The sequence below is a fragment of the Riemerella anatipestifer ATCC 11845 = DSM 15868 genome (assembly GCF_000252855.1).
Taxonomy (GTDB): Bacteria; Bacteroidota; Bacteroidia; order Flavobacteriales; family Weeksellaceae; genus Riemerella; species Riemerella anatipestifera.
Window position 1 is genome coordinate 1619477 of the sequence record NC_017045.1, and the last position, 19998, is coordinate 1639474.

A 19998-nucleotide genomic window follows, 5' to 3' on the forward strand; every position below is an offset into this window, starting at 1 on the left:
AGTATATTTGCGGATTAGATTATCCTGAGGGTAATATTTAATACAATAGACTATGCAAGAGAAATATATAGACGAAAGTCGTCAGGGAGAGGCTTACGCCATAGCAGAAAAGGAGGGTAATTCCAAGAAACTTTTTTTAGAAAGTTATGGTTGTCAGATGAATTTTTCTGATAGCGAAATCGTGGCTTCTATTTTAAATGATGAAGGCTACAATACCACTCTAAAGGTAGAAGAAGCAGATTTAATTTTGCTTAACACTTGCTCTATTAGAGAAAAAGCAGAGCAAACAGTAAGAATGCGTTTGTCTCAGTTCAAGAATTTGAAAAAAGAAAAACCAAGTCTTACGGTGGGGGTTTTGGGCTGTATGGCAGAAAGGCTTAAAACCAAATTTTTAGAAGAGGAGCAGCTGGTGGATTTGGTAGTTGGTCCCGATGCATACAGAGATTTACCAAACCTACTTAAAGAAACCGAAGACGGTAGAGATGCTATCAATGTGATTCTTTCTAAGGAAGAGACTTATGCAGATATTAACCCTGTGAGGTTGGGTGGCAATGGAGTTACGGCTTTTGTAACCATTACTAGAGGTTGTGATAATATGTGTACTTTCTGTGTGGTGCCGTTCACTAGAGGGCGAGAAAGGAGTAGAGACCCACATTCTATTATTAAAGAATGTCAAGAGTTATGGGAAAACGGCTATAAGGAAATTACTTTACTAGGGCAGAATGTAGATTCTTACCTTTGGTACGGTGGCGGTCCTAAAAAAGATTTTGATAAAGCCACAGAGATGCAGAAAGCTACGGCGGTGGATTTCTCTCAACTCTTAGAGATGGTGGCAAAGGCGGTGCCAGAGATGCGTATCAGATTTTCTACTTCTAACCCTCAAGATATGAGCTTGGAGGTGTTTAGGAAAATGGCTCAATATCCTAATATTTGTAAGTATGTGCATTTGCCCGTTCAGACGGGAAGCAACAAAATGCTAGAACTAATGAACAGACAGCATACTAGAGAAGAGTACCTAGAGCTTATTAGAGAAGCCAGAAAAATAGTGCCTGATGTGGCTTTCTCTCAAGATATGATAGTAGGTTTCTGTAATGAGACGGAAGAAGACCACCAAGATACTTTATCTCTTATGAGAGAGGTAGAGTACGATTACGGTTATATGTTCGCTTATTCAGAAAGACCAGGGACGCCTGCTCATAAGAAGATGGAAGACAATGTTCCTGCAGAGGTTAAAAAACGCCGTTTGCAGGAAGTAATAGATTTGCAGGGAGAGCTTTCTAGAAAGAGAATGAAAGGTTATGTAGGGCGTCATCATGAAATTCTGATAGAAGGAGAAAGTAAAAAGGATAAAAACCAATGGAAGGGAAGAAACTCCCAAAACGCGGTTTGTGTGTTTGATAAGAAAGAAGGGCAGAAGATAGGAGACATAGTTTCTGTTTTTGTCTACGATAATACGCAAGGCACACTTTTGGGGAGAGTGAACTAAGTTTTTTAACCTTTAATTTTTATCAGAGATGTCAGAGCTACAAAATATAAAGAATAGATTTGGGATTATAGGCAATTATCCCGTACTCAATAGAGCCTTAGAAAAGGCCATACAGGTAGCACCCACGGATATTTCGGTTTTGGTGATTGGAGAAAGTGGGGTTGGTAAAGAGTTTATTCCTAAAATCATTCACTCCGAATCACGCCGGAAGCATCAACCTTATATCGTGGTAAACTGTGGGGCTATCCCAGAGGGTACTATAGATTCCGAGCTTTTTGGACACGAAAAAGGGGCTTTTACAGGGGCAACTTCCACACGAAAAGGCTATTTTGAAGTGGCAGACGGCGGAACTATCTTTTTAGATGAGGTAGGAGAGTTACCTTTACAAACACAGGTTCGTCTGTTGCGTGTATTAGAAAGTGGAGAGTTTATGAAGGTAGGGTCTTCCCAAATACAGAAAACTAATGTGCGTATTGTGGCGGCAACCAATGTTAATATGTTGAGTGCAATACAAGATGGGCGTTTCCGTGAGGATTTATTTTACCGTCTGAATACGGTGCAGATAGACATGCCACCACTTAGAGAACGCAAGGGAGATATCCATTTGCTTTTTAGAAAATTCGCAATTGACTTTGCAGAAAAATACCGTATGCCTGAACTTAAACTTACTGATGATGCGGTAAATTATTTAGAACAATATCCTTTCCCTGGGAATGTGAGACAGTTGAGGAATTTGGTAGAGCAGATGACGGTGGTGGAGCAAAAAAGAGAAATAGATGCTGTAAGATTGGCAGAGTATATTCCTACGGAAAATAAATTACCTGCTTTAGTTCAGAAGAATACAATGGGTGGTTCGGGTTCCGATTTTAGTTCCGAGAGAGAGATTATGTATAAAATACTCTTTGACATGAGGAACGATATCAATGATTTGAAATCATTAACTTCGGAGCTGATAAAAAATAGAGGAAATTCTGATTTTAGCCATCACGAGAAGAGCCTTATCAATAGAATTTATACACCAGATACAGCGGCGGTTAATACGGGGTCTTTACTTTATTTTGAAAATCAAAATAGTGGTATAGAGTCTGGTATGGTAGCCCCCGTGCAAAATGATGTGGAAATTGAAGATATAGAGGTAGAAGAAGCTAAGCCAGAATCTTTATCTTTGCAGAACAATGAGAGAGAGCTTATTGTAAAAGCACTAGAAATGCATAACGGAAGACGAAATAAAGCGGCGGAAGCATTAGGTATTTCTCAACGAACACTTTATCGTAAGATTAAACAATATGATTTAGAAGACTAAATTATGAATATTATCTATCATCAAATGAGATTGAGTAAAATATTATTTTCATTTTTGAGTTTCTTGTTCCTAACAAGTTGTTATAGCTTTACGGGGAATTCTTTGACACCGGAAATGAAAACAATACAGATAAAAACATTTCCTAACAATGCGGCTTTGGTTAATCCAGAGTTAAGTCAGCAGTTTACCATAGCTTTACAAAACAGGTTTTTGCAGAGAACCACCCTTAAAGGAGCCACTCAAAATCCTGATTTGATGATAGAAGGAGAGATTGTAGATTATCGCCTTAACGAGCCAACTACAATATCTACAGGAGTGTCCACACAAGGTGGAGTGATGCAAGCAGCTCAAAACAAACTAGTAATTAGTGTTAAGGTAAGGTATGAAAATAAAATAGACCCTCAGCTTAGTTTTGATAGAACTTATACCGATGAAGCGGTTTATAATAGTGATTTAGATATTACTCAGATAGAAAGTTCTCAGGTTCAAATCGTGAATGAGAGAATCATCAATAAGATATTTAACGACATAGTAGCCAACTGGTAAAATTATGAATGCTAGAATTTTAGAACTTATAAAACAGCCTCAGCTTATTCAGAAAGACGATGTGGCTTTGCTAGATAAAGAGCTTAAAAATCAACCTTATCTACAGTCGTTAAGGGCTTTGAAGTTGATGGGTACTCACAAGTTTTTCCCTGAAAATTACAATTCGGTTTTATCAGAAACAGCCGCTTTTACCACAGATAAAAAGATATTATATCAGTTGATTTTTGGTAAACCGAAAAAAGTAGAGGAGGCTCAACCTTTGGTTTCTGAAGAAGTATCTGTTGAGAAGGTAGAAGAAGCGGTAACTCCGAGTGAGACCAATGTTTTATCTGAAAACACAGAGGAAATACCTGTGGCTATGGGGATTGTTTTAGAGGAGGAAGAGTTAGAAGTGGTAAATTTTGATGAAGCTACGGAGTTACAATCATCATTCACTGATGAGGTTCAGAATGATGAAAAAATAGAGATTGTAGAAGAAGTCAATGCTCAAAAAATAGAGGTAGATAAAGAGGAAGTTTTTGAGACAGATAGAAAAGAGGAAGAAGCTACAAGTTTAAGTTTTCAAGAAATGGAAGCATTTTTACCAAACATTAAATTTAAAACACCCGATACCGAATTAAAGATTGAAAGCAACATAAAAAGCGAAGTGGTTAAAGGAAACATAGTAGAAGAACAAAAATCTGTTGTAACGGAGGAAACACCCTTAGAAGTTTTAGTAGAATCTATGGAAGATAAGTTAAACGACAGCCGCCCTCAGCTAGAAGAAAATTTAGTTTCAGAGTGGAAGCCTATGTCTATTGAAACGCATTTGCCCGATGCTTTGATAGGTAAATCCAAACCATCTCTAGAATTTAAGGAGGAGGTGAAAGAAGAGCCTATCTTGGTGGAAAACAATAATACAGAAATTCTGGTAAAGGAGGAAACTCTAGAAGATTTAGGGGAAGAATCGGAAGAGAGACAAGCTTTAAATGTTTCCTTTTTTAGCGATACTCCAGCTCCGATAGATACTGTTATTGCTGCTGAAAATCAACAACTAAAGGTTGAAGAAAGTAATATCCCAAGTTTCATCAATACTTGGCAAAATTGGCTCAAAATAGATAGGACGGCGGTTTCTGAAGTTGATAAAAAATCTCAAATTATAGACAAGTTTATAGAGACTAATCCTAGCATTGCTAAGGTAGATAAACACACACCTATTAAAGAAGAAAAAGAGTTTGTAATCAAAGAAAAAGGTGATGATATTTCTCATCTAATGACGGAAACCTTAGCTCAGCTTTATGTAGAACAACATCTTTATACTAAGGCTATTGAGGCTTATGGTATTTTACAAAATAAATATCCAGAAAAGGTTGATATTTATGCAGAAAAAATAGAAGAAATTAAACAAATGAGAATGGGTGGAAGAGCTTAGATTTCTCTAAGTATTACTTTTTGCAAAGTTTTATAAAATCTTCTTCTACCAACTGATATTTTTTAGGCATTTCTGCAGATACCCAAAATATCATAGCATGAGGTGTAGCTCCAAATTTTTGATGAAATAATTCTTTATTAAGGCGATAGCATTCTCTTAGGAGTCTTTTCACTCTGTTTCTATCGGTAGCTTTTTTGAAATAGCGTTTAGATACAGAAACCCCTATTTTACTTGCTTCTGCATCAGTAAAAATAAGCCTAATGTTTCCACAAGTTTGCCATTTTCCTTTTTCAAAAAGAGTGGTAATATCTTTTTTAGACTTTAATTTTTCAGATTTAGGGTAGGTGTAACTCATGCGTCTTTTTTAGTAAGGTGATTGATAACTTCAGCTGCTGCGTGGAGACCAAATAATGCAGGCATAAAGCTAATAGTGCCATAAAAAGATTTTTTGAAATTAGCCCCATCAGTCATTTTAAGGCTGTCCTCTTTTTGTAATTCGGTAGAGAATACACATTTAATACCTTTATTGATTTTCTCCTTGCGAAGTCTTTTTCGTATTTGCTTGGCTAAAAAACAGTTATTGGTTTTACTAATATCTCTCACCATTACTTTGGAAGGGTCTGTTTTGCCACCAGCTCCCATAGCACTCACTATTTTTATTTTATTTCTTTTAGCAGCTAGGATAAGAGAAAGCTTTGGCGAAACACTATCAATGCAGTCCAAAACATAATCAAACTTTTCTTTGGTGAGAATGGACTCCATTCGTTCAGGAGTGAGAAACTCATTGATGGCTGTAAGGTCTAAGTTAGGATTGATGTCTTTTAATCTCGCATAAACCAATTCTACCTTAGGCTGGTTTACGGTAGAGTGTAACGCTGGAAGTTGCCTGTTGATGTTGGTAATATCTACTGTATCTCCATCTATTATCGTCATTTTTCCTACGCCAGCTCTTGCCAAAAATTCTGCAGCAAAAGAGCCTACGCCCCCCAACCCTACTACTAAAATATTGGCGTTTTGTAGTTTATTTAGTCCGTCTTGTTTTATTAAAAGTTCTGTTCTTTCCAGCCAGTTATTTGTCATAAATTTAATTTTAAAACATTTAGAATGTTGTCTTCAATCCTACTTTTAAGTTCTTGTATAGAAAGCTGTTTAAGCTCTGCAGCTTTTATATAAACTTGCTCTATATTATCAGAAGAGTCATCGGTTTCTAAAAAAATCCTTTCTAAGGGAGTTTCTATAAAAACATTTTGCAAAGATAAATTTTTAAAAAGAGCTGTGCCAAAAGAAAGATAAAAACCTTTTTCTAAAAGCATATCTGCAATATTTTTATTCTTATTAAACCCGTGGAAAATAACAGGAATATCAAGGTTTTTACAGAGTCTAGCAATTTCATTATGGCGTTTTACACAGTGGATAATTAGAGGCTTCCTTAGAGTTTTTGCTAGTTCTATATGAAGTTTAAAAACCTCGGTTTGTAAATGTTCATCAATGGGAACTAAAGCATCAAGTCCGCATTCTCCTATGGCGATACATTTCTCATGTTGAGCAATTATTTTTATGTTGAGCAATGTTTTTTCATAATCAGATGTAATATCCATTGGGTGAATTCCTGTAGAAAAATAATCTTGATGAGAATAATTTTCTTTAGGAAGATTGTAAATACCAAATTTGGTTGGGTTATGGTGATGAAAATTGAAAAACATGCCAACGAAGATACTAAAATGAGAATATATCTAATATATTTTTTCTAATTTTGTAGTAAATGAGCTGTGTATGAATCAAAACTTTACTCAAAAACAAATTAATATTCTTAATGCTGCAGAGGAGCTAATAGCAAAGAAAGGATTTGATGGAGTATCCGTTAGGGAAATAGCAAAGAAAGCAGGAGTAAATGTGGCTATGATTTCCTATTATTTTGGGTCAAAAGAAAAAATGATGGTTTCTCTTTATCAGTACAGGGTAGAGAAGACGCGAGAGATGTTTAGCCTTTTTACCCAAACTATCGCCAAGGCAAGTCCAGAAGTTCAGATTTCAGAAATGGTCTCTTTTATTGTAAAGCAGATGCTGAAGTTTAATTACTTTCATGGATTTGCAACCCAAGAGATTGGTTTTAATTCTAATTTAGCTGTTTTTTTACAAGATTTTTATGAGTTATGTACGCATAGGCTAGAGGAGGCAATACAAAAAGGCATTGCTATAGGAGTATTCAAAAAAATAGCTAAGCCAGAAGAAATATTAGCAAGTCTTATTGGGACGGTATTGTTTGCTATTAGAAATCAGTTTTTTTATAGAAGTTACTTACCAAAAGGAGAAGCGTATTTACCTGCATTGGAGAAAAAAATGGAACATCATCTTAAGACAATGCTTTACGCAATTTTAGGTTATGAAGAATAAAAAAATCCCTATCTTAAACAAGATAGGGATTTTTACTGTATAATATTTTGAAATTTGGTTTAGAAAGAAACTTCACTAGTATCATTTCCTCTAGAGAAATTCATGTTCTTTTGATTACCCTTGTAGGATATATTAACAAGGTTAAGTTGTTTAGGATAGGCTTCCAATAGTATGGCATTCTTTATTTTAATTGTACTGATGGAAGCTACATTATTTATTTCATAGTAAATCCAAACGCTTTCACCACTTACTTGGCTACCAGTAAAGGTAATTGCTTGAGGCTTACCATTGATAGAAATAGCAACCTTAGAGTTGATGTATTTTTTCAATTCAGCTTCAAAAGCGGCTGTTCTTGCATCTACTTTAATTACATCAGTAATGTGAGATGTATTTAGTTTTGTAGTAAACTTTAAAGTGTTGTTACCATCTATATAGTCTACTTTAGTCATTGTAGAGTAAAACTCACTAGGGAAGAAACTCATTACAAAACTCACTAAAGCGAAAATACCTAATATGTTTAAAAACTTTTTCATTATAATTGTTTTTTGTTATGTACTATAATCTCAATAATTATGCCAATACTAGAAATTGACACTAATGGCATATTTCTCATAAAAAGCTTTAATGTGTGCTACAGCTTCTTCGGCAGTATCTACCATACGGAATAGGTTGAGGTCTTCTGGAGAGATGAGTTTATTTTCGAGTAAAGTATCTTTAAACCAGTCTAATAATCCGCTCCAAAACTTAGAACCTACTAAAACGATAGGAAACCTTCCTATTTTTCGAGTTTGTATTAATGTAAGTGCTTCGGATAGTTCGTCTAGTGTTCCAAAACCTCCAGGCATTACGATGAACCCTTGTGAGTATTTTACAAACATTACCTTTCTTACAAAGAAATAATCAAAAGTCATGTTGTAATCTTTGCTGATGTAAGGATTAAAGTGTTGCTCAAAAGGAAGTTCAATGTTTAGCCCAATAGATTTTCCATTTGATTCAAAGGCACCTCTATTCCCCGCTTCCATAATCCCAGGTCCGCCACCCGTGATAACTCCAAACCCTAGTTCTGTTATTTTCTTCGCAATATCTACGGTCATTTGGTAATAAGGGTCGTCTTCTTTTAGTCTGGCAGAGCCAAATATAGAAACACAAGGTCCTAATTTTACCATACTTTCGTAGCCGTTTACGAGTTCGGCCATTACTTTAAATACCATCCAACTGTCTTTGGTAATACTTTCGTCCCAAGTTTTAGGGCGGAAACTATCACTTATACGGTTGTCGGTAGAGTCGTTATTATTACTATTATTGTCTATCATAAAAAATATTTTTCTGCTTCTGTTATGGCTTCAGGCTTGCCTACATCTATTAGTAGAGCATCATGCTCATAGCCTATAATTACTTTTTCATTCATTAGGTCTAAATACTCATCAATAATAGAGAATTTGCCTTTTCGTTTAATTCTTGAGAAAATCTCCGAGGAAATACAATGTATTCCACTAAATGCCAACTCTTTGAGTGTATTATTGGTTTCAGAAAGTTTTAGTTCTCCAGTATTTTTGTTAGTCCAACCACACAAAATTTTATTTTGGTCAAAAAGGAGTTTTCTAGAACTTTTTCTATCTGATACGGCAAGAGTTACCATTCGGTTTGACGATAAATGAAAATCTACAAACTTTGTAATATCAAGATTGGTTAGAATATCTGCATTCATCACCAAAAAGTGAGACTCTTTCTCTAAGAAGGGTCTTGCAAACATCATACCACCGCCAGTTTCTAAGAGTTCATTGGTCTCATCAGAAATTTCTATGTTGGCGTCAAAATAATTATTTTCTTTGAGAAAGTCTAAAATTTGATTTCCAAAATGGTGTATGTTAATCACAAAATCATTGATGCCAAATGATTGCAAATATTTGATATTTCGCTCCAAAAGTGGAATACCATTCACTTTAGCGAGTGCTTTTGGATGCTGGTCTGTAAAGGGTTTTAATCTTGTGCCTTTGCCTGCTGCAAAAATCAGTGCCTTCATATAAAGTTATATTAGTTGGTTTTCTATAAAATCTAGAATATCATTGGCTACTTCTTTTTTTGATTTTAAATCAAAGGAGCTGGTTGAATTTGAAGTAATAATGCTGACTTTATTGGTGTCTTTTTTGAATCCCGCCCCACTATCTTTAAGGGAGTTGAGAACAATCATATCTAAGTTTTTCTTTTCCAATTTAGCTTTGGCGTTTTCTTCTTCATTTTGTGTTTCTAAAGCGAAACCTACCAAAATTTGATGTTTTTTCTGTTCTCCCATTGTTTTGAGAATATCAGGGTTTTTAACCAATTCTATAGTAAATTGCTCTTCTTGTTTTTTTATTTTTTCGGAAGCCACAACTTTGGGAGTGTAATCGGCAACGGCGGCACTCGCAATGGCAATATCTACATTATTATAGTGTTTAAAAACTTCTTGATACATTTCTTTTGCGGAAGTTACCGAGTGTAGTTCTATATCAGGGTGATGTGCGATTTCGTTAGAAGGTCCAGAGATAAGAATAACCTTTGCACCTCTTTGTGCGGCAGTTTCGGCTAAAGCGTAGCCCATTTTTCCAGAGGAATGATTGCCTATAAATCTTACGGGGTCTATAGCTTCGTAGGTTGGTCCAGCCGTGATGAGTACTTTTTTCTGATTGAATTTTGAAGCAGAGTTTTGATTCTCAAAATACTGATGGATATGATTGAAAATAGTGCAAGGTTCGGCTAATCGTCCAATACCAACCAAACCACTTGCAAGTTCGCCTTCTTCTGCAGGAATGATGTGGTTACCAAATGTAGTTGCTAAATCTAAATTTCTTTTAGTAGAAGGGTGTTGATACATATCCAAATCCATTGCAGGAGCAATAAATACAGGGCATTTAGTCGACAGATAAGTGGCGATTACAAGATTATCACAAATCCCGTGAACCATTTTGGCTAAAGTGTTTGCGGTACATGGGGCAATAATCATAATGTCAGCCCAAAGTCCTAGTTCTACATGGTTGTTCCATTCTTCGTCTTCCGAAATAAGTTCAGATAAAACTTCATTCTTGGATAAAGTGGCTAAAGTTAATTTAGAAACAAACTTTTCAGCAGAGGGAGTTAAGATGACTTTTACATCGGCTCCTGCTTTAATGAAATCTCTGACTAATAAATTAATTTTATAAGCAGCTATTCCTCCTGAAATAGCTATTAGGATTTTTTTGTTATTCAAAATCATGTCATATTTCCGCTTAGAACAACGAATATAGTTTTTTTATTTCAATGTAGAAAATGCAAATAAAAAAAACGCTTCCTTGTTGTAGGAAGCGTTAGCGTATGTAACCCATTTTTAAGATTTTTCTTCTCTCTTTCGGAAATAAACTTCGCCATCTAACCATTCTCTCACAGCAATAGAGGTAGGCTTAGGTAGTTTTTCGTAAAGTTTAGAGATTTCTATCTGTTCTCTATTTTCAAAAACTTCTTCCAAAGTAGCATTGTGTACAGCAAATTCGTCTAACTTATTGTGAAGTTCAGTACGAATTTCCGCATTTATTTGCTCGGCTCTTTTACCCATAATTACTATAGCTTCGTAGATAGAGCCTACTTTTTCTTCTATTTTATCACGGTTATAAGTAATAGTGTTTACTTCTGCTTTAGAATCTTTTACACTCATTTTCAGTGGGTATTTTTATGGTTTAAGTCCGCAAAGATAAATAATTATATATAACAAAAAAAATGTTTTTTGAGGAAGCCTTATTTAGTTGCTTTTTCCTTTTCTTCTCTTTCCTTTTCTTTAGCCTTTAGTTCCTCCCTTTTCTGTTCTACTAACTTTTCTAACTTGGCAAAGTTTTCTAGTTCAGCATCTAGCTTTTTTCTTAGGGTTACGGCTGTTTTAGCAATATCGGTATCAGGATAATTTTTTTCCATAAGATGGGTGTAAGCTACCGCATGCTCTAACCTTTCTCTTTTAAGTTCAAATTTAGAGTCTATCGCTAGTTTGGCTTTTGCGTCCATAAGCATGGTTTCTATTTTTGGACGAAGTTTTGTAGATGGGAAATCATCCAATACATTTTCAAAACTAATAATAGCTGATTTTAGTTCTAGCATTTTGTAGTATTGACGAGCATTTTCATAAGCCTTAAATTCTAGCTTGTAAGAAAGTTCATCAATAAGCTCGTTGATGTTTTTAGCTCTTTCGGAATTAGGGTAGTTATTTAAGAAGCTTTGTAATTCGTTTATTGCTAGTTCTGTATCTTTTTGGTCTAGGTTGTAGTCCATAGAGCCTTGGTAGTAACATATCGCAGACATATAAGCGGCTTCTTCCTTTCTAGGGTCGGTAGCCAAAGCACTATTTACCGAAAACTTTTTAAATTGATGTCCTGCAATTCTGTATTGCTTGTCGTAATAGTTAGCGTAGGCAGATTTGAATAAAATATCGGAAGCTTCATCTGTACCAGAAATTAGATTCTGAACTCTTTCGTATAAACTTAGAGCTTCTTTCCATTTCTTTTTGGTGTACATTTCATTAGCCGTTTTTAGAATCAGATCTTTATCAGCACTTTTCATTGCTAGGTCGTATTGTCTGTTACAAGATACCGAAAGCAGAGCTAATGAGAGTATGAGAATGTATTTCTTCATTATTTATTTAAATTATATAATTTGCAAAAATAAACCTTTTTTACTAAATCCTTCCTTTTTATGAAAATTTAACATAAGGCAATAAAAATGACTATTTGTAGAGTTTTTTGATAATAAAATACAGCAATTATGTACCTTTGTACTCAATTAAAATTGAATAAATGGAGAAGAAAACTTACCTTGTTACAGGAGGAAGCGGTTTTATTGGTTCTCATCTTGTGGAAGCTTTATTGAAAAACGGACATTTTGTCATCAATGTTGATAATTTTGATGATTTCTACAACTATAAAACAAAAATAAATAATACTCTAGAATCTTTAGGAATAACAACAAATTTTGACTTTGAAAATAAAAATTTGGATATTAAAAAGTTAGCTTCTTTGGTTAATAAAGGTAATTATAAGTTTTATTATCAGGATATTAGAGATAAAGAAGGACTAGAAAAAATCTTTAAAAATCATCGTCCCGACGTGGTGATTCACTTGGCGGCTTTGGCAGGTGTCCGTCCTTCCATAGAAAGACCTTTGGAATATCAAGAAGTAAATATTAAAGGTACGATGAATATTTGGGAAGTGGCTAAAGATTTAGGTATTTGTAAATTTGTAATAGCTTCTTCTTCTAGTGTTTACGGTAATAATGAAAAAATTCCATTTTCGGAAGAGGATAATGTGGATAGACCAATTTCGCCTTATGCAGCCACTAAAAAATGTGTGGAGGTTTTAGGGCATACTTACCATCATTTGTATGGTATGGATATGGTTCAGTTGAGGTTTTTTACAGTCTATGGTCCTAGGCAACGACCTGATTTAGCAATACATAAATTCGCTAAAATAATTAAAGATAATAAGCAAGTGCCATTTTACGGCGATGGCAATACGGCTAGAGATTATACCTTTGTTGATGATATTATTGATGGTATAATGAAATCTATAAAGTATGTAGAAGAGAATGCAGGAGTGTATGAAATTTTCAATTTAGGTGAAAGTGAGGTAATTCCTCTACATAAGATGCTGTCAACCATAGAGGAAGAGCTAGGCGTTAAGGCTACTCTTAATAAATTACCAATGCAGGCAGGAGATGTGCAAAAAACCAATGCAGATATTAGAAAGGCACAACAGAAAATAGGCTATGCACCAACTACAAACTTCCAAAATGGCATAAAAAAGTTTGTGGAATGGTTTTTGAGAAAGTAGTCGCAAGTATTTATAAATTAACCTTTAATTATAACTTTAAAGATAAAGAATAATTCACTTTATTTTTTATTTTTGCAAAAAATATAGAATATTATGTACTGGACATTAGAATTGGCATCTTATTTAAGTGATGCCCCTTGGCCAATGACAAAAGCGGAGCTTATAGACTACGCTATTAGAACAGGTGCTCCAATGGAAGTAGTAGAAAACCTTCAGGCGATAGAAGACGAAGGCGAAATCTACGAGAGCATAGAGGAAGTATGGAGCGATTATCCTACGGACGAAGACTTCCTTTGGAACGAAGACGAATATTAAAATTAAACACAATTGTGAAACTTGCAGCATTACGGCTGTAAGTTTCCTTTTTAAGTTACTATCAAAAAAGCACCAGCATTATAGCTGAAAAATGAACAATTAGATTATGAGTTTTTTAAACACAATCCTTAAAAGTTTCCTCGGAAATAAAAATGAAAAAGACCTTAAAGAGGTAAAGAAAGTAGTTGCTAAAATAAAAGCTGTTGAACCAGAAGTAGGAAAACTTTCGGACGATGGTTTGAGACAAAAAACAGAAGAATTTCAAAATAAAATTAAAGAAGCAACTTCTAAAATAACCTCTCAAGTAGAAGAGCTTAAGGAGAAAATTAAAACCTCTAAAGATGTTGATGAAAAAGAAGCTTTATTCAACAAAATAGAAGAGCTTAAAAAAGAAGCCTATCAGATAGAAGAGAAGGTACTTACAGATATTCTTCCTGAAGCCTTTGCGGTTTTAAAAGAGACGGCACGAAGATGGGCTCAAAATGGAGAAATTAGAGTAAAAGCTAACGACAGAGATAGAGCTTTAGCGGCAACTAAAGACTTCGTTGTGATAGAAGGTGATGAGGCGGTTTGGTTAAATCATTGGGATGCTGCAGGGACTAAGGTGCAGTGGGATATGGTTCATTACGATGTTCAGTTTATAGGAGGTGTGGTGTTACACGGTGGTAAGATAGCAGAGATGGCGACTGGGGAGGGTAAAACTTTAGTAGGTACGCTACCTATTTACCTTAATGCCTTACCAGGAAGAGGTGTGCACGTGGTAACAGTAAATGACTATCTTGCGAGAAGGGATTCCGCTTGGATGGGACCATTGTACGAATTCCACGGACTTAGTATAGATTGTATTGATAACCATCAGCCTAACTCTGATGCTAGAAGAAAGGCTTATCAATGTAACATTACTTACGGAACTAATAACGAGTTTGGTTTCGACTACCTAAGAGATAATATGGTAAATTCGCCTAACGAAATGGTACAGGGTGAACTTAACTATGCTATCGTAGATGAGGTGGATTCGGTATTGATAGATGATGCTAGAACGCCTTTGATTATATCAGGTCCAGTGCCTCAGGGAGATAGACAAGAATTTGATGTACTTAAGCCTTCCGTAGATAGGATTGTAGATGTTCAGAAGAAAACGGTTTCTGCAATATTCCACGAAGCAAAAAAACTAATTGCTCAAGGAAATACTAAAGAAGGTGGGTTTAAACTTTTACAAGCGTACAGAGGTTTACCTAAAAATAGACAACTGATAAAATTCCTTTCAGAAACGGGTAATAAAGCTCTTTTACAGAAAGTAGAAGCGCAATATATGCAAGATAACAATCGTGAAATGCCAAAGGTAGATAAAGACCTTTATTTCGTGATTGATGAAAAAAATAATCAGATAGACCTTACAGACAAAGGCGTTGAATATATGTCTCAAGGAAACTCTGACCCTAATTTCTTCGTTCTACAAGATATAGGAACTGAATTGGCAGAATTAGAAGCACAAAACTTACCTAAGGAGGAAGAGTTTGCCAAGAAAGAGGAGTTATTTAGAGATTTTGCTGTAAAATCAGAGAGGATACACACGCTTAATCAACTTCTGAAGGCATACACCCTTTTTGAAAAAGACGACCAATATGTGGTGATGGACGGCGAGGTGAAGATTGTAGATGAGCAAACAGGGCGTATTATGGAAGGTCGCCGTTATTCGGACGGGTTACACCAAGCCATAGAAGCCAAAGAAAATGTAAAGATAGAAGCCGCCACTCAAACTTTCGCTACAATTACCCTTCAGAACTATTTCCGTATGTATAACAAGCTAGCGGGTATGACGGGTACTGCCGAAACAGAGTCAGGCGAATTCTGGGAAATCTATAGATTAGACGTGGTGGTTATCCCAACCAACCGTCCGATACAAAGAAATGATAAACACGATTTAGTATATAAAACCAATCGTGAAAAATATAATGCTGTAATAGAAGAAGTGGAGAAATTAACTTCAGCAGGAAGACCTGTTTTAGTAGGTACGACTTCGGTAGAAATTTCGCAACTACTTTCTAAAGCATTACAATTAAGAAAAATTCCGCACCAAGTTCTTAATGCTAAACTTCACAAAAAGGAGGCAGAGATTGTAGCCGAAGCAGGAAGGGCAGGTGTTGTAACCATAGCAACTAATATGGCTGGTCGTGGTACCGATATTAAACTAAGCAAAGAAGTAAAAGATGCTGGAGGTTTAGCCATTATTGGTACAGAAAGACACGATTCTCGCCGTGTGGATAGACAGTTGAGAGGTCGTGCAGGAAGACAGGGAGACCCAGGTAGCTCACAGTTTTATGTGTCGTTAGAGGATAATTTAATGCGTCTTTTCGGTTCAGAGAGAATTGCAAAGATGATGGATAGGCTTGGGCATAAAGAGGGCGAAGTAATACAGCACTCTATGATTACGAAGTCTATTGAAAGGGCACAGAAGAAAGTAGAAGAAAACAACTTTGGCATTCGTAAAAGGTTGTTGGAGTACGATGATGTAATGAATAAGCAGAGAGATGTGATTTATAAGAGAAGAAAGAATGCACTCTTTGGAGACCACTTAAAGTATGATATTGCTAATATGATATTTGATGTGTCTCACTCTATTGTTAATCAAACCAAGATGCACGGAGATTACAAAGATTTTGAGTTTGAAGTTATTAAATACTTTACTATGGAGGCTCCTGTATCCGAGGCTGATTTCAAAAATAAAACAGTTAAGGAACTTACCGATGTTGTCTTCAAAAAGGCTCAAGAAGATTATGAAATGAAACTTAATCTACTTAAAGAAAAGTCGTTCCCTATTATCGAAAATGTGTACCAAAATCAAGGTAATATGTTTAAGATGATACAAGTACCTTTTAGTGATGGTACTAAGACAATGACTATTCTCGCAGATCTTAAAGAAGCATACGAAACGCAGTGTGATAGTCTTATCAACGATTTTGAGAAAAACATCTGCTTATCTATTATTGATGAGAATTGGAAACTTCACCTAAGAGAAATGGACGATTTACGCCGTTCTTCCCAAGGAGCAGTTTATGAGCAGAAAGACCCATTGGTGATTTATAAACAAGAGTCTTTCCACTTGTTTAGTGAGATGGTAGATAAAATCAATAAGGAAATTATTTCTTTCCTTTATAAGGGAGAAATACCAGCATAGAGCACTTGGTATTACCATTAAAATGGGACTATATATTATATGTAGTCCCATTTTGTTTTGTTCATGCTTTATTGAAGAAGAAAAGATTTATAGCCAATATTTGCTACTATCATGAGGTGCATCAAATGATTCATCCCAATCTTTTTCAGCTTCTTCGTAGCTAATATTAAATTCTTTTGCAATATCCTTGATAAGGTCATCAATTTCATAATCGCCTTCAGGATGTGCAGCGTATACTCTTATGGGAATATTTAAATTGAGGTCTTGTACTCCTAAAATTCTTTTGCTAGGATTATGGAAGGGATAAGGATTACCTTCGTCATCTAGTTTGCTTCCTTTAATAACATGAATCAGGACAACATTTAGATCAAAATTGATGTATTTTTCCTTGATATGAAAATAGCCCTTTAATCCTATAGGATCTTTAGCGTCTCTTAATTCTCCTCCATAACGTATCATTTTATCCCAAGGTACAGTATCTCTATAGGTATAGTTGAATAGGTCTAAAGTTTGTAGATTAAGAGGGTTTCCTTGTAGGGATTTAGTATTCTTAGCCATAAAAAAGTGTTGATGTATTGGTGCCATTTTTTCAGAAACAAACTCTTGGTTAACGACTTCCCCTTTTTTATTATAATAAGTTATCTCAAGACCATATTCGTTTCCTTGTATGAAACGAATGGGTTCTTGGGTACTAGGGACGACATCTCCCTTTTCATTAATTTCATAAGAAATTTCTTGTACAGATTTGAAATATTTGGTTTTAGGATTTATAGGATCTCCGTGAAAATTTGCTCCATGGAGGTGCCCTTTGGTGAACTTAAAAGTTACTTTAGCCCATTCTTCGTGCCCTTTATCAGTAGTTTCGTCGGTTGGTGCAAGTGGAGAGTCGTCCCTATTACAGGATTGTACATTTATCACACTAACGATAAAAATCAATACCATAACTAAATGGTTGAATGAAAATTTCTTTTTCATAAAAAATAAAAATTAAATGGTTAAAAATTAATAATGGTTTTTAATTGGAAATCTATTCCTTTAGCATGAACAAAATATCTAAAATGGTCAGTATAATTTTTATATTGTTGGTTGGTAAGATTGCTAATGCCTAGTGCTACAAAACAGGTGTTCTGTTTGGTGTAGTAGAATTCGGTTGCAATATTAAATCCAAATGTATGATAAGCACTAGGAGGTGGCATTAGATCTTGTTTGGGATTGTATCTTTTCTGCTGTGTGGTGTACTGATGTTCAGCAGTAATGTATAGATAATTGAGTAGGTTAGAGGGTATTTGCCATTTCCACTGTTGGTAAAGAGTAAGAGGAGGAATCATTGGCAAATAGTCTTTAGTCTTAGCATCATTAGCATAGACTACAGATACATTTGTTTTATAACGCAAATGAGATGATATTTTCCAGTCTAGGGAAATGTCCCCACCTCTAAAAAAAGCATTACTCTGAACCATCTGGAAGATAATAGAGGGTCCAGAAAAAAGATATTTATAGTTACCACTAGGGATACTGTAAATATATCCATTTATTGGTTGTAAAAAAGTAGATACATCAATTTTGAGATTTTTGTGGAGGTAGCCTATTTTTTGAGATATTTTAAATCCTTTTTCAGATTCTAAATCTTCTTTGCCAATATAAAAAATAGGGATACCGTGTTGCTTGCCATTTACATACATTTCATAAGGTTCTGGACTTCTCCACGCTAAACCAAAATCTAAAGAATAGTTCCATCTTTCAGCCAGCTTTTTTTCTACCAATAGATTGTATGAAAGGTTAGAAAAAGTTCTTTTACTACCGTATAAGTTTCCTAAAAAATTATAGCCTAGTGCATTTGTTTTGCGGTAGTCATATCTTAGTCCCAATTCTGCTCTCCAAGAGTTTTTAAAATATTCTGAAGTAAAGAAAGCTGCATAATTATGAAGAAGATAATTAGGAATAGTTGGAGGGACGCCCGTTCCTGGAATATTGGTGTTTTCTTGATAATGATATTGTAGTCCAATGCTTCCTTTTAGATTTTTGAAATAAGTTGTATTCCACATACTTTCAATTAAGTGTGAGTCTAAATTAAGATGTTGAGTAGGAATACTTGTTCTGTCTAGTCGCCTAACATCAAATTCCTTTCGGTAGTTGTTTTGATAGCTGTAATCAATAGTTACAAAATTTTCTGTATCAAAATTTAATTTTGAATCAAACTTTAGTGTAAGGTGAGTTGTATTTTGTTTAGGGGCATTGATGTTGTAAGAAAAAGCACTGGTTTTTTCGGGGGCACTATCGTTAATTTTTTGACTAAACTCTTCTATATTTCCTGTTAATGAACCATAAAAGACACCCATTTCGGTATAAAATCGGTTGAAACTTAATTCTCCAGAAAAGATGCCCTTTTTGTAACCTATCATTCCCAAAGTATTAAGTTGTCGGTAGCCTGTATTGTTCACATAATAATTAGCTGTTTTATAGTCGCCAGAATAGTGGTAGCTCTGTTGTATTTGCCATGCCCAAGTATTTTTTATAGAACTCCTAACAATGGTATTGATAATAGACTTCCCGTCATTAGAGTTTCCAGAAATACTTACGGAGCCATTCAAGCCATTATGAAAAGATAATGGTTTAGGGGATAATAGAATAACGCCACCTAAAGCTCCACTACCATAGCGAACGCTCCTTGCCCCTTTTATAATTTTTACATCTTGGTAAGCCGTAATATCTACCTCTGGTGCATGATGATCTGACCAGTCCTGATTTAATAATTTTACGCCATTATGTAGTATCAAGACACGATTACTAGATAGCCCTTCTATAATTGGTTTAGAAACATTAGCACCAGTTTGTACGATGCTGACGCCAGGAGTATTTTTTAACATTTCGGCTAGATGACTTCCTGTATATTCTTTTATTTTCTGTATTGGGGCGTTTAGAGCTGCTTGTTTTCTATTTTCGTTGATACTAACTGTATCTATTGTTTTTTCTTTTGGGGTTTGGGCAATGCCTACCACCCACGAAAAGAAACATAAAAGGAGTATTCCTCTCATTTTTTCTAAATTCATTTGGAATGATTTACCGTAATACAAACCACCATAAAATAATGGTAGCTTATACCCAAAGTTTTACAAAATTTGATTAAAACCGATAGGGGCTACCTTTATAGAAAAGGTAACACACTGTAATAACTAAGCTAGTTTTAGATGAGGAGGTCCTCTATTAGAATGAGTGAAAGTATATTTTACTATCTGCCACTTTCTATAATCTGCTATTTTTTTCTCCCTTTTATGTTTTAGGAGTGAGGGGATATTTACCAGCTTAGGCAAAACAAAGTAAGAGGCAGAGAAAAAAGATTTGTAATGTTTCTGTGTGCTAAAATGAGAGTGATGATTGCAGATCCCTTTTAAGCACTCGTTGTCTTCTTGATTTCTTTCTTGATGATTACTGATGTTATGAATATAGGTATCCAAAGACCACTCTCCACCGAAAATCAGAATTTTTGTGGAGAGTGTAAAAATTAGTATTAAGTAGATAAATGGATACTTTTTTAACATT

General features: G+C 35.0%; 20 protein-coding genes. 8 read left to right on the forward strand and 12 right to left on the reverse strand.

Going from position 1 to position 19998, the window contains the following annotated elements:
- Nucleotides 1-52: 52 nt before the first annotated feature.
- From miaB to RA0C_RS07695, 4 genes are read left to right on the forward strand one after another with little or no spacing between them, the layout of a single operon-like run.
- Complete coding sequence (miaB, locus tag RA0C_RS07680) at nt 53-1486, forward strand: tRNA (N6-isopentenyl adenosine(37)-C2)-methylthiotransferase MiaB (RefSeq protein ID WP_004916321.1); 1434 nt, start codon at nt 53-55, stop codon at nt 1484-1486.
- A 28-nt stretch (nt 1487-1514) separates the two neighbouring features.
- Nucleotides 1515-2789, forward strand: coding sequence for a sigma-54 interaction domain-containing protein (locus tag RA0C_RS07685; RefSeq protein WP_004916323.1), 1275 nt, complete (start codon nt 1515-1517; stop codon nt 2787-2789).
- A gap of 3 nt (nt 2790-2792) precedes the next feature.
- Nucleotides 2793-3335 (forward strand): LPS assembly lipoprotein LptE, encoded by a 543-nt coding sequence (gene lptE / locus RA0C_RS07690; protein ID WP_004916326.1) that lies wholly within the window; start codon nt 2793-2795, stop codon nt 3333-3335.
- Between the two features lie 4 nt (nt 3336-3339).
- The gene (locus RA0C_RS07695; RefSeq protein ID WP_004916329.1) at nt 3340-4746 is read left to right on the forward strand and encodes a hypothetical protein; all 1407 of its coding nucleotides are present in this window, start codon (nt 3340-3342) and stop codon (nt 4744-4746) included.
- A 13-nt stretch (nt 4747-4759) separates the two neighbouring features.
- Here the strand turns inward: RA0C_RS07695 and rnpA are convergent, their stop codons facing one another.
- The 3 genes from rnpA to RA0C_RS07710 are packed head-to-tail and all read right to left on the reverse strand — an operon-like array spanning nt 4760 to nt 6449.
- A complete protein-coding gene (rnpA, locus tag RA0C_RS07700) occupies nt 4760-5101 on the reverse strand; it encodes a ribonuclease P protein component (protein WP_004916330.1) in 342 nt (113 codons plus the stop codon).
- Nucleotides 5098-5826: a tRNA threonylcarbamoyladenosine dehydratase gene (locus tag RA0C_RS07705; protein ID WP_004916331.1), complete on the reverse strand. Its 729-nt coding sequence runs from the start codon at nt 5824-5826 to the stop codon at nt 5098-5100. Before RA0C_RS07705 ends, rnpA begins: the two co-directional genes overlap by 4 nt.
- Entirely contained in the window at nt 5823-6449 is a 627-nt protein-coding gene (locus RA0C_RS07710) for a TatD family hydrolase (protein WP_004916332.1), read from the reverse strand. The genes RA0C_RS07705 and RA0C_RS07710 overlap by 4 nt, the downstream gene beginning before the upstream one ends.
- Before the next feature lie 70 nt (nt 6450-6519).
- On the opposite strand from RA0C_RS07710, the gene RA0C_RS07715 reads away from it, so the two are divergent.
- A complete protein-coding gene (locus RA0C_RS07715) occupies nt 6520-7140 on the forward strand; it encodes a TetR/AcrR family transcriptional regulator (protein WP_004916333.1) in 621 nt (206 codons plus the stop codon).
- 59 nt (nt 7141-7199) lie between these two features.
- On the opposite strand, the gene RA0C_RS07720 is transcribed toward RA0C_RS07715, so the two are convergent.
- The 6 genes from RA0C_RS07720 to RA0C_RS07745 form a co-directional block, all read right to left on the reverse strand.
- Nucleotides 7200-7673: a DUF6702 family protein gene (locus tag RA0C_RS07720; RefSeq protein WP_004916334.1), complete on the reverse strand. Its 474-nt coding sequence runs from the start codon at nt 7671-7673 to the stop codon at nt 7200-7202.
- Nucleotides 7674-7721: 48 nt separating this feature from the next.
- Nucleotides 7722-8453, reverse strand: a complete 732-nt coding sequence (locus RA0C_RS07725) for an LOG family protein (RefSeq protein WP_004916336.1) — start codon at nt 8451-8453, stop codon at nt 7722-7724.
- A complete protein-coding gene (locus tag RA0C_RS07730) occupies nt 8450-9163 on the reverse strand; it encodes a nucleotidyltransferase family protein (RefSeq protein WP_004916337.1) in 714 nt (237 codons plus the stop codon). Before RA0C_RS07730 ends, RA0C_RS07725 begins: the two co-directional genes overlap by 4 nt.
- Before the next feature lie 6 nt (nt 9164-9169).
- Nucleotides 9170-10372 carry a bifunctional phosphopantothenoylcysteine decarboxylase/phosphopantothenate--cysteine ligase CoaBC gene (coaBC, locus tag RA0C_RS07735; protein WP_013447054.1) on the reverse strand — a complete coding sequence of 401 codons (1203 nt, stop codon included), beginning with the start codon at nt 10370-10372 and terminating at the stop codon, nt 9170-9172.
- A 111-nt stretch (nt 10373-10483) separates the two neighbouring features.
- On the reverse strand, nt 10484-10807 hold the full coding sequence (locus RA0C_RS07740) for a DNA-directed RNA polymerase subunit omega (protein ID WP_004916340.1): 324 nt from the start codon (nt 10805-10807) through the stop codon (nt 10484-10486).
- A gap of 80 nt (nt 10808-10887) precedes the next feature.
- Nucleotides 10888-11772, reverse strand: a complete 885-nt coding sequence (locus RA0C_RS07745; RefSeq protein ID WP_013447055.1) for an outer membrane protein assembly factor BamD — start codon at nt 11770-11772, stop codon at nt 10888-10890.
- Nucleotides 11773-11933: 161 nt separating this feature from the next.
- Between RA0C_RS07745 and RA0C_RS07750 the strand changes: the two genes are divergently transcribed.
- The 3 genes from RA0C_RS07750 (at nt 11934) to secA (ending at nt 16458) form a co-directional block, all read left to right on the forward strand.
- Nucleotides 11934-12965 (forward strand): GDP-mannose 4,6-dehydratase, encoded by a 1032-nt coding sequence (locus RA0C_RS07750; protein ID WP_004916344.1) that lies wholly within the window; start codon nt 11934-11936, stop codon nt 12963-12965.
- Between the two features lie 93 nt (nt 12966-13058).
- Complete coding sequence (locus RA0C_RS07755; RefSeq protein ID WP_002662059.1) at nt 13059-13280, forward strand: DUF2795 domain-containing protein; 222 nt, start codon at nt 13059-13061, stop codon at nt 13278-13280.
- Between the two features lie 106 nt (nt 13281-13386).
- Nucleotides 13387-16458: a preprotein translocase subunit SecA gene (gene secA / locus RA0C_RS07760; RefSeq protein WP_004916348.1), complete on the forward strand. Its 3072-nt coding sequence runs from the start codon at nt 13387-13389 to the stop codon at nt 16456-16458.
- 87 nt (nt 16459-16545) lie between these two features.
- On the opposite strand, the gene RA0C_RS07765 is transcribed toward secA, so the two are convergent.
- From RA0C_RS07765 to RA0C_RS07775, 3 genes are all read right to left on the reverse strand, one after another.
- Nucleotides 16546-17433: a hypothetical protein gene (locus RA0C_RS07765; protein ID WP_013447056.1), complete on the reverse strand. Its 888-nt coding sequence runs from the start codon at nt 17431-17433 to the stop codon at nt 16546-16548.
- Between the two features lie 20 nt (nt 17434-17453).
- Nucleotides 17454-19508 (reverse strand): TonB-dependent receptor, encoded by a 2055-nt coding sequence (locus RA0C_RS07770; protein WP_004916351.1) that lies wholly within the window; start codon nt 19506-19508, stop codon nt 17454-17456.
- A 123-nt stretch (nt 19509-19631) separates the two neighbouring features.
- Nucleotides 19632-19997 carry a hypothetical protein gene (locus tag RA0C_RS07775; protein WP_004916353.1) on the reverse strand — a complete coding sequence of 122 codons (366 nt, stop codon included), beginning with the start codon at nt 19995-19997 and terminating at the stop codon, nt 19632-19634.
- Nucleotide 19998 lies beyond the last annotated feature (1 nt).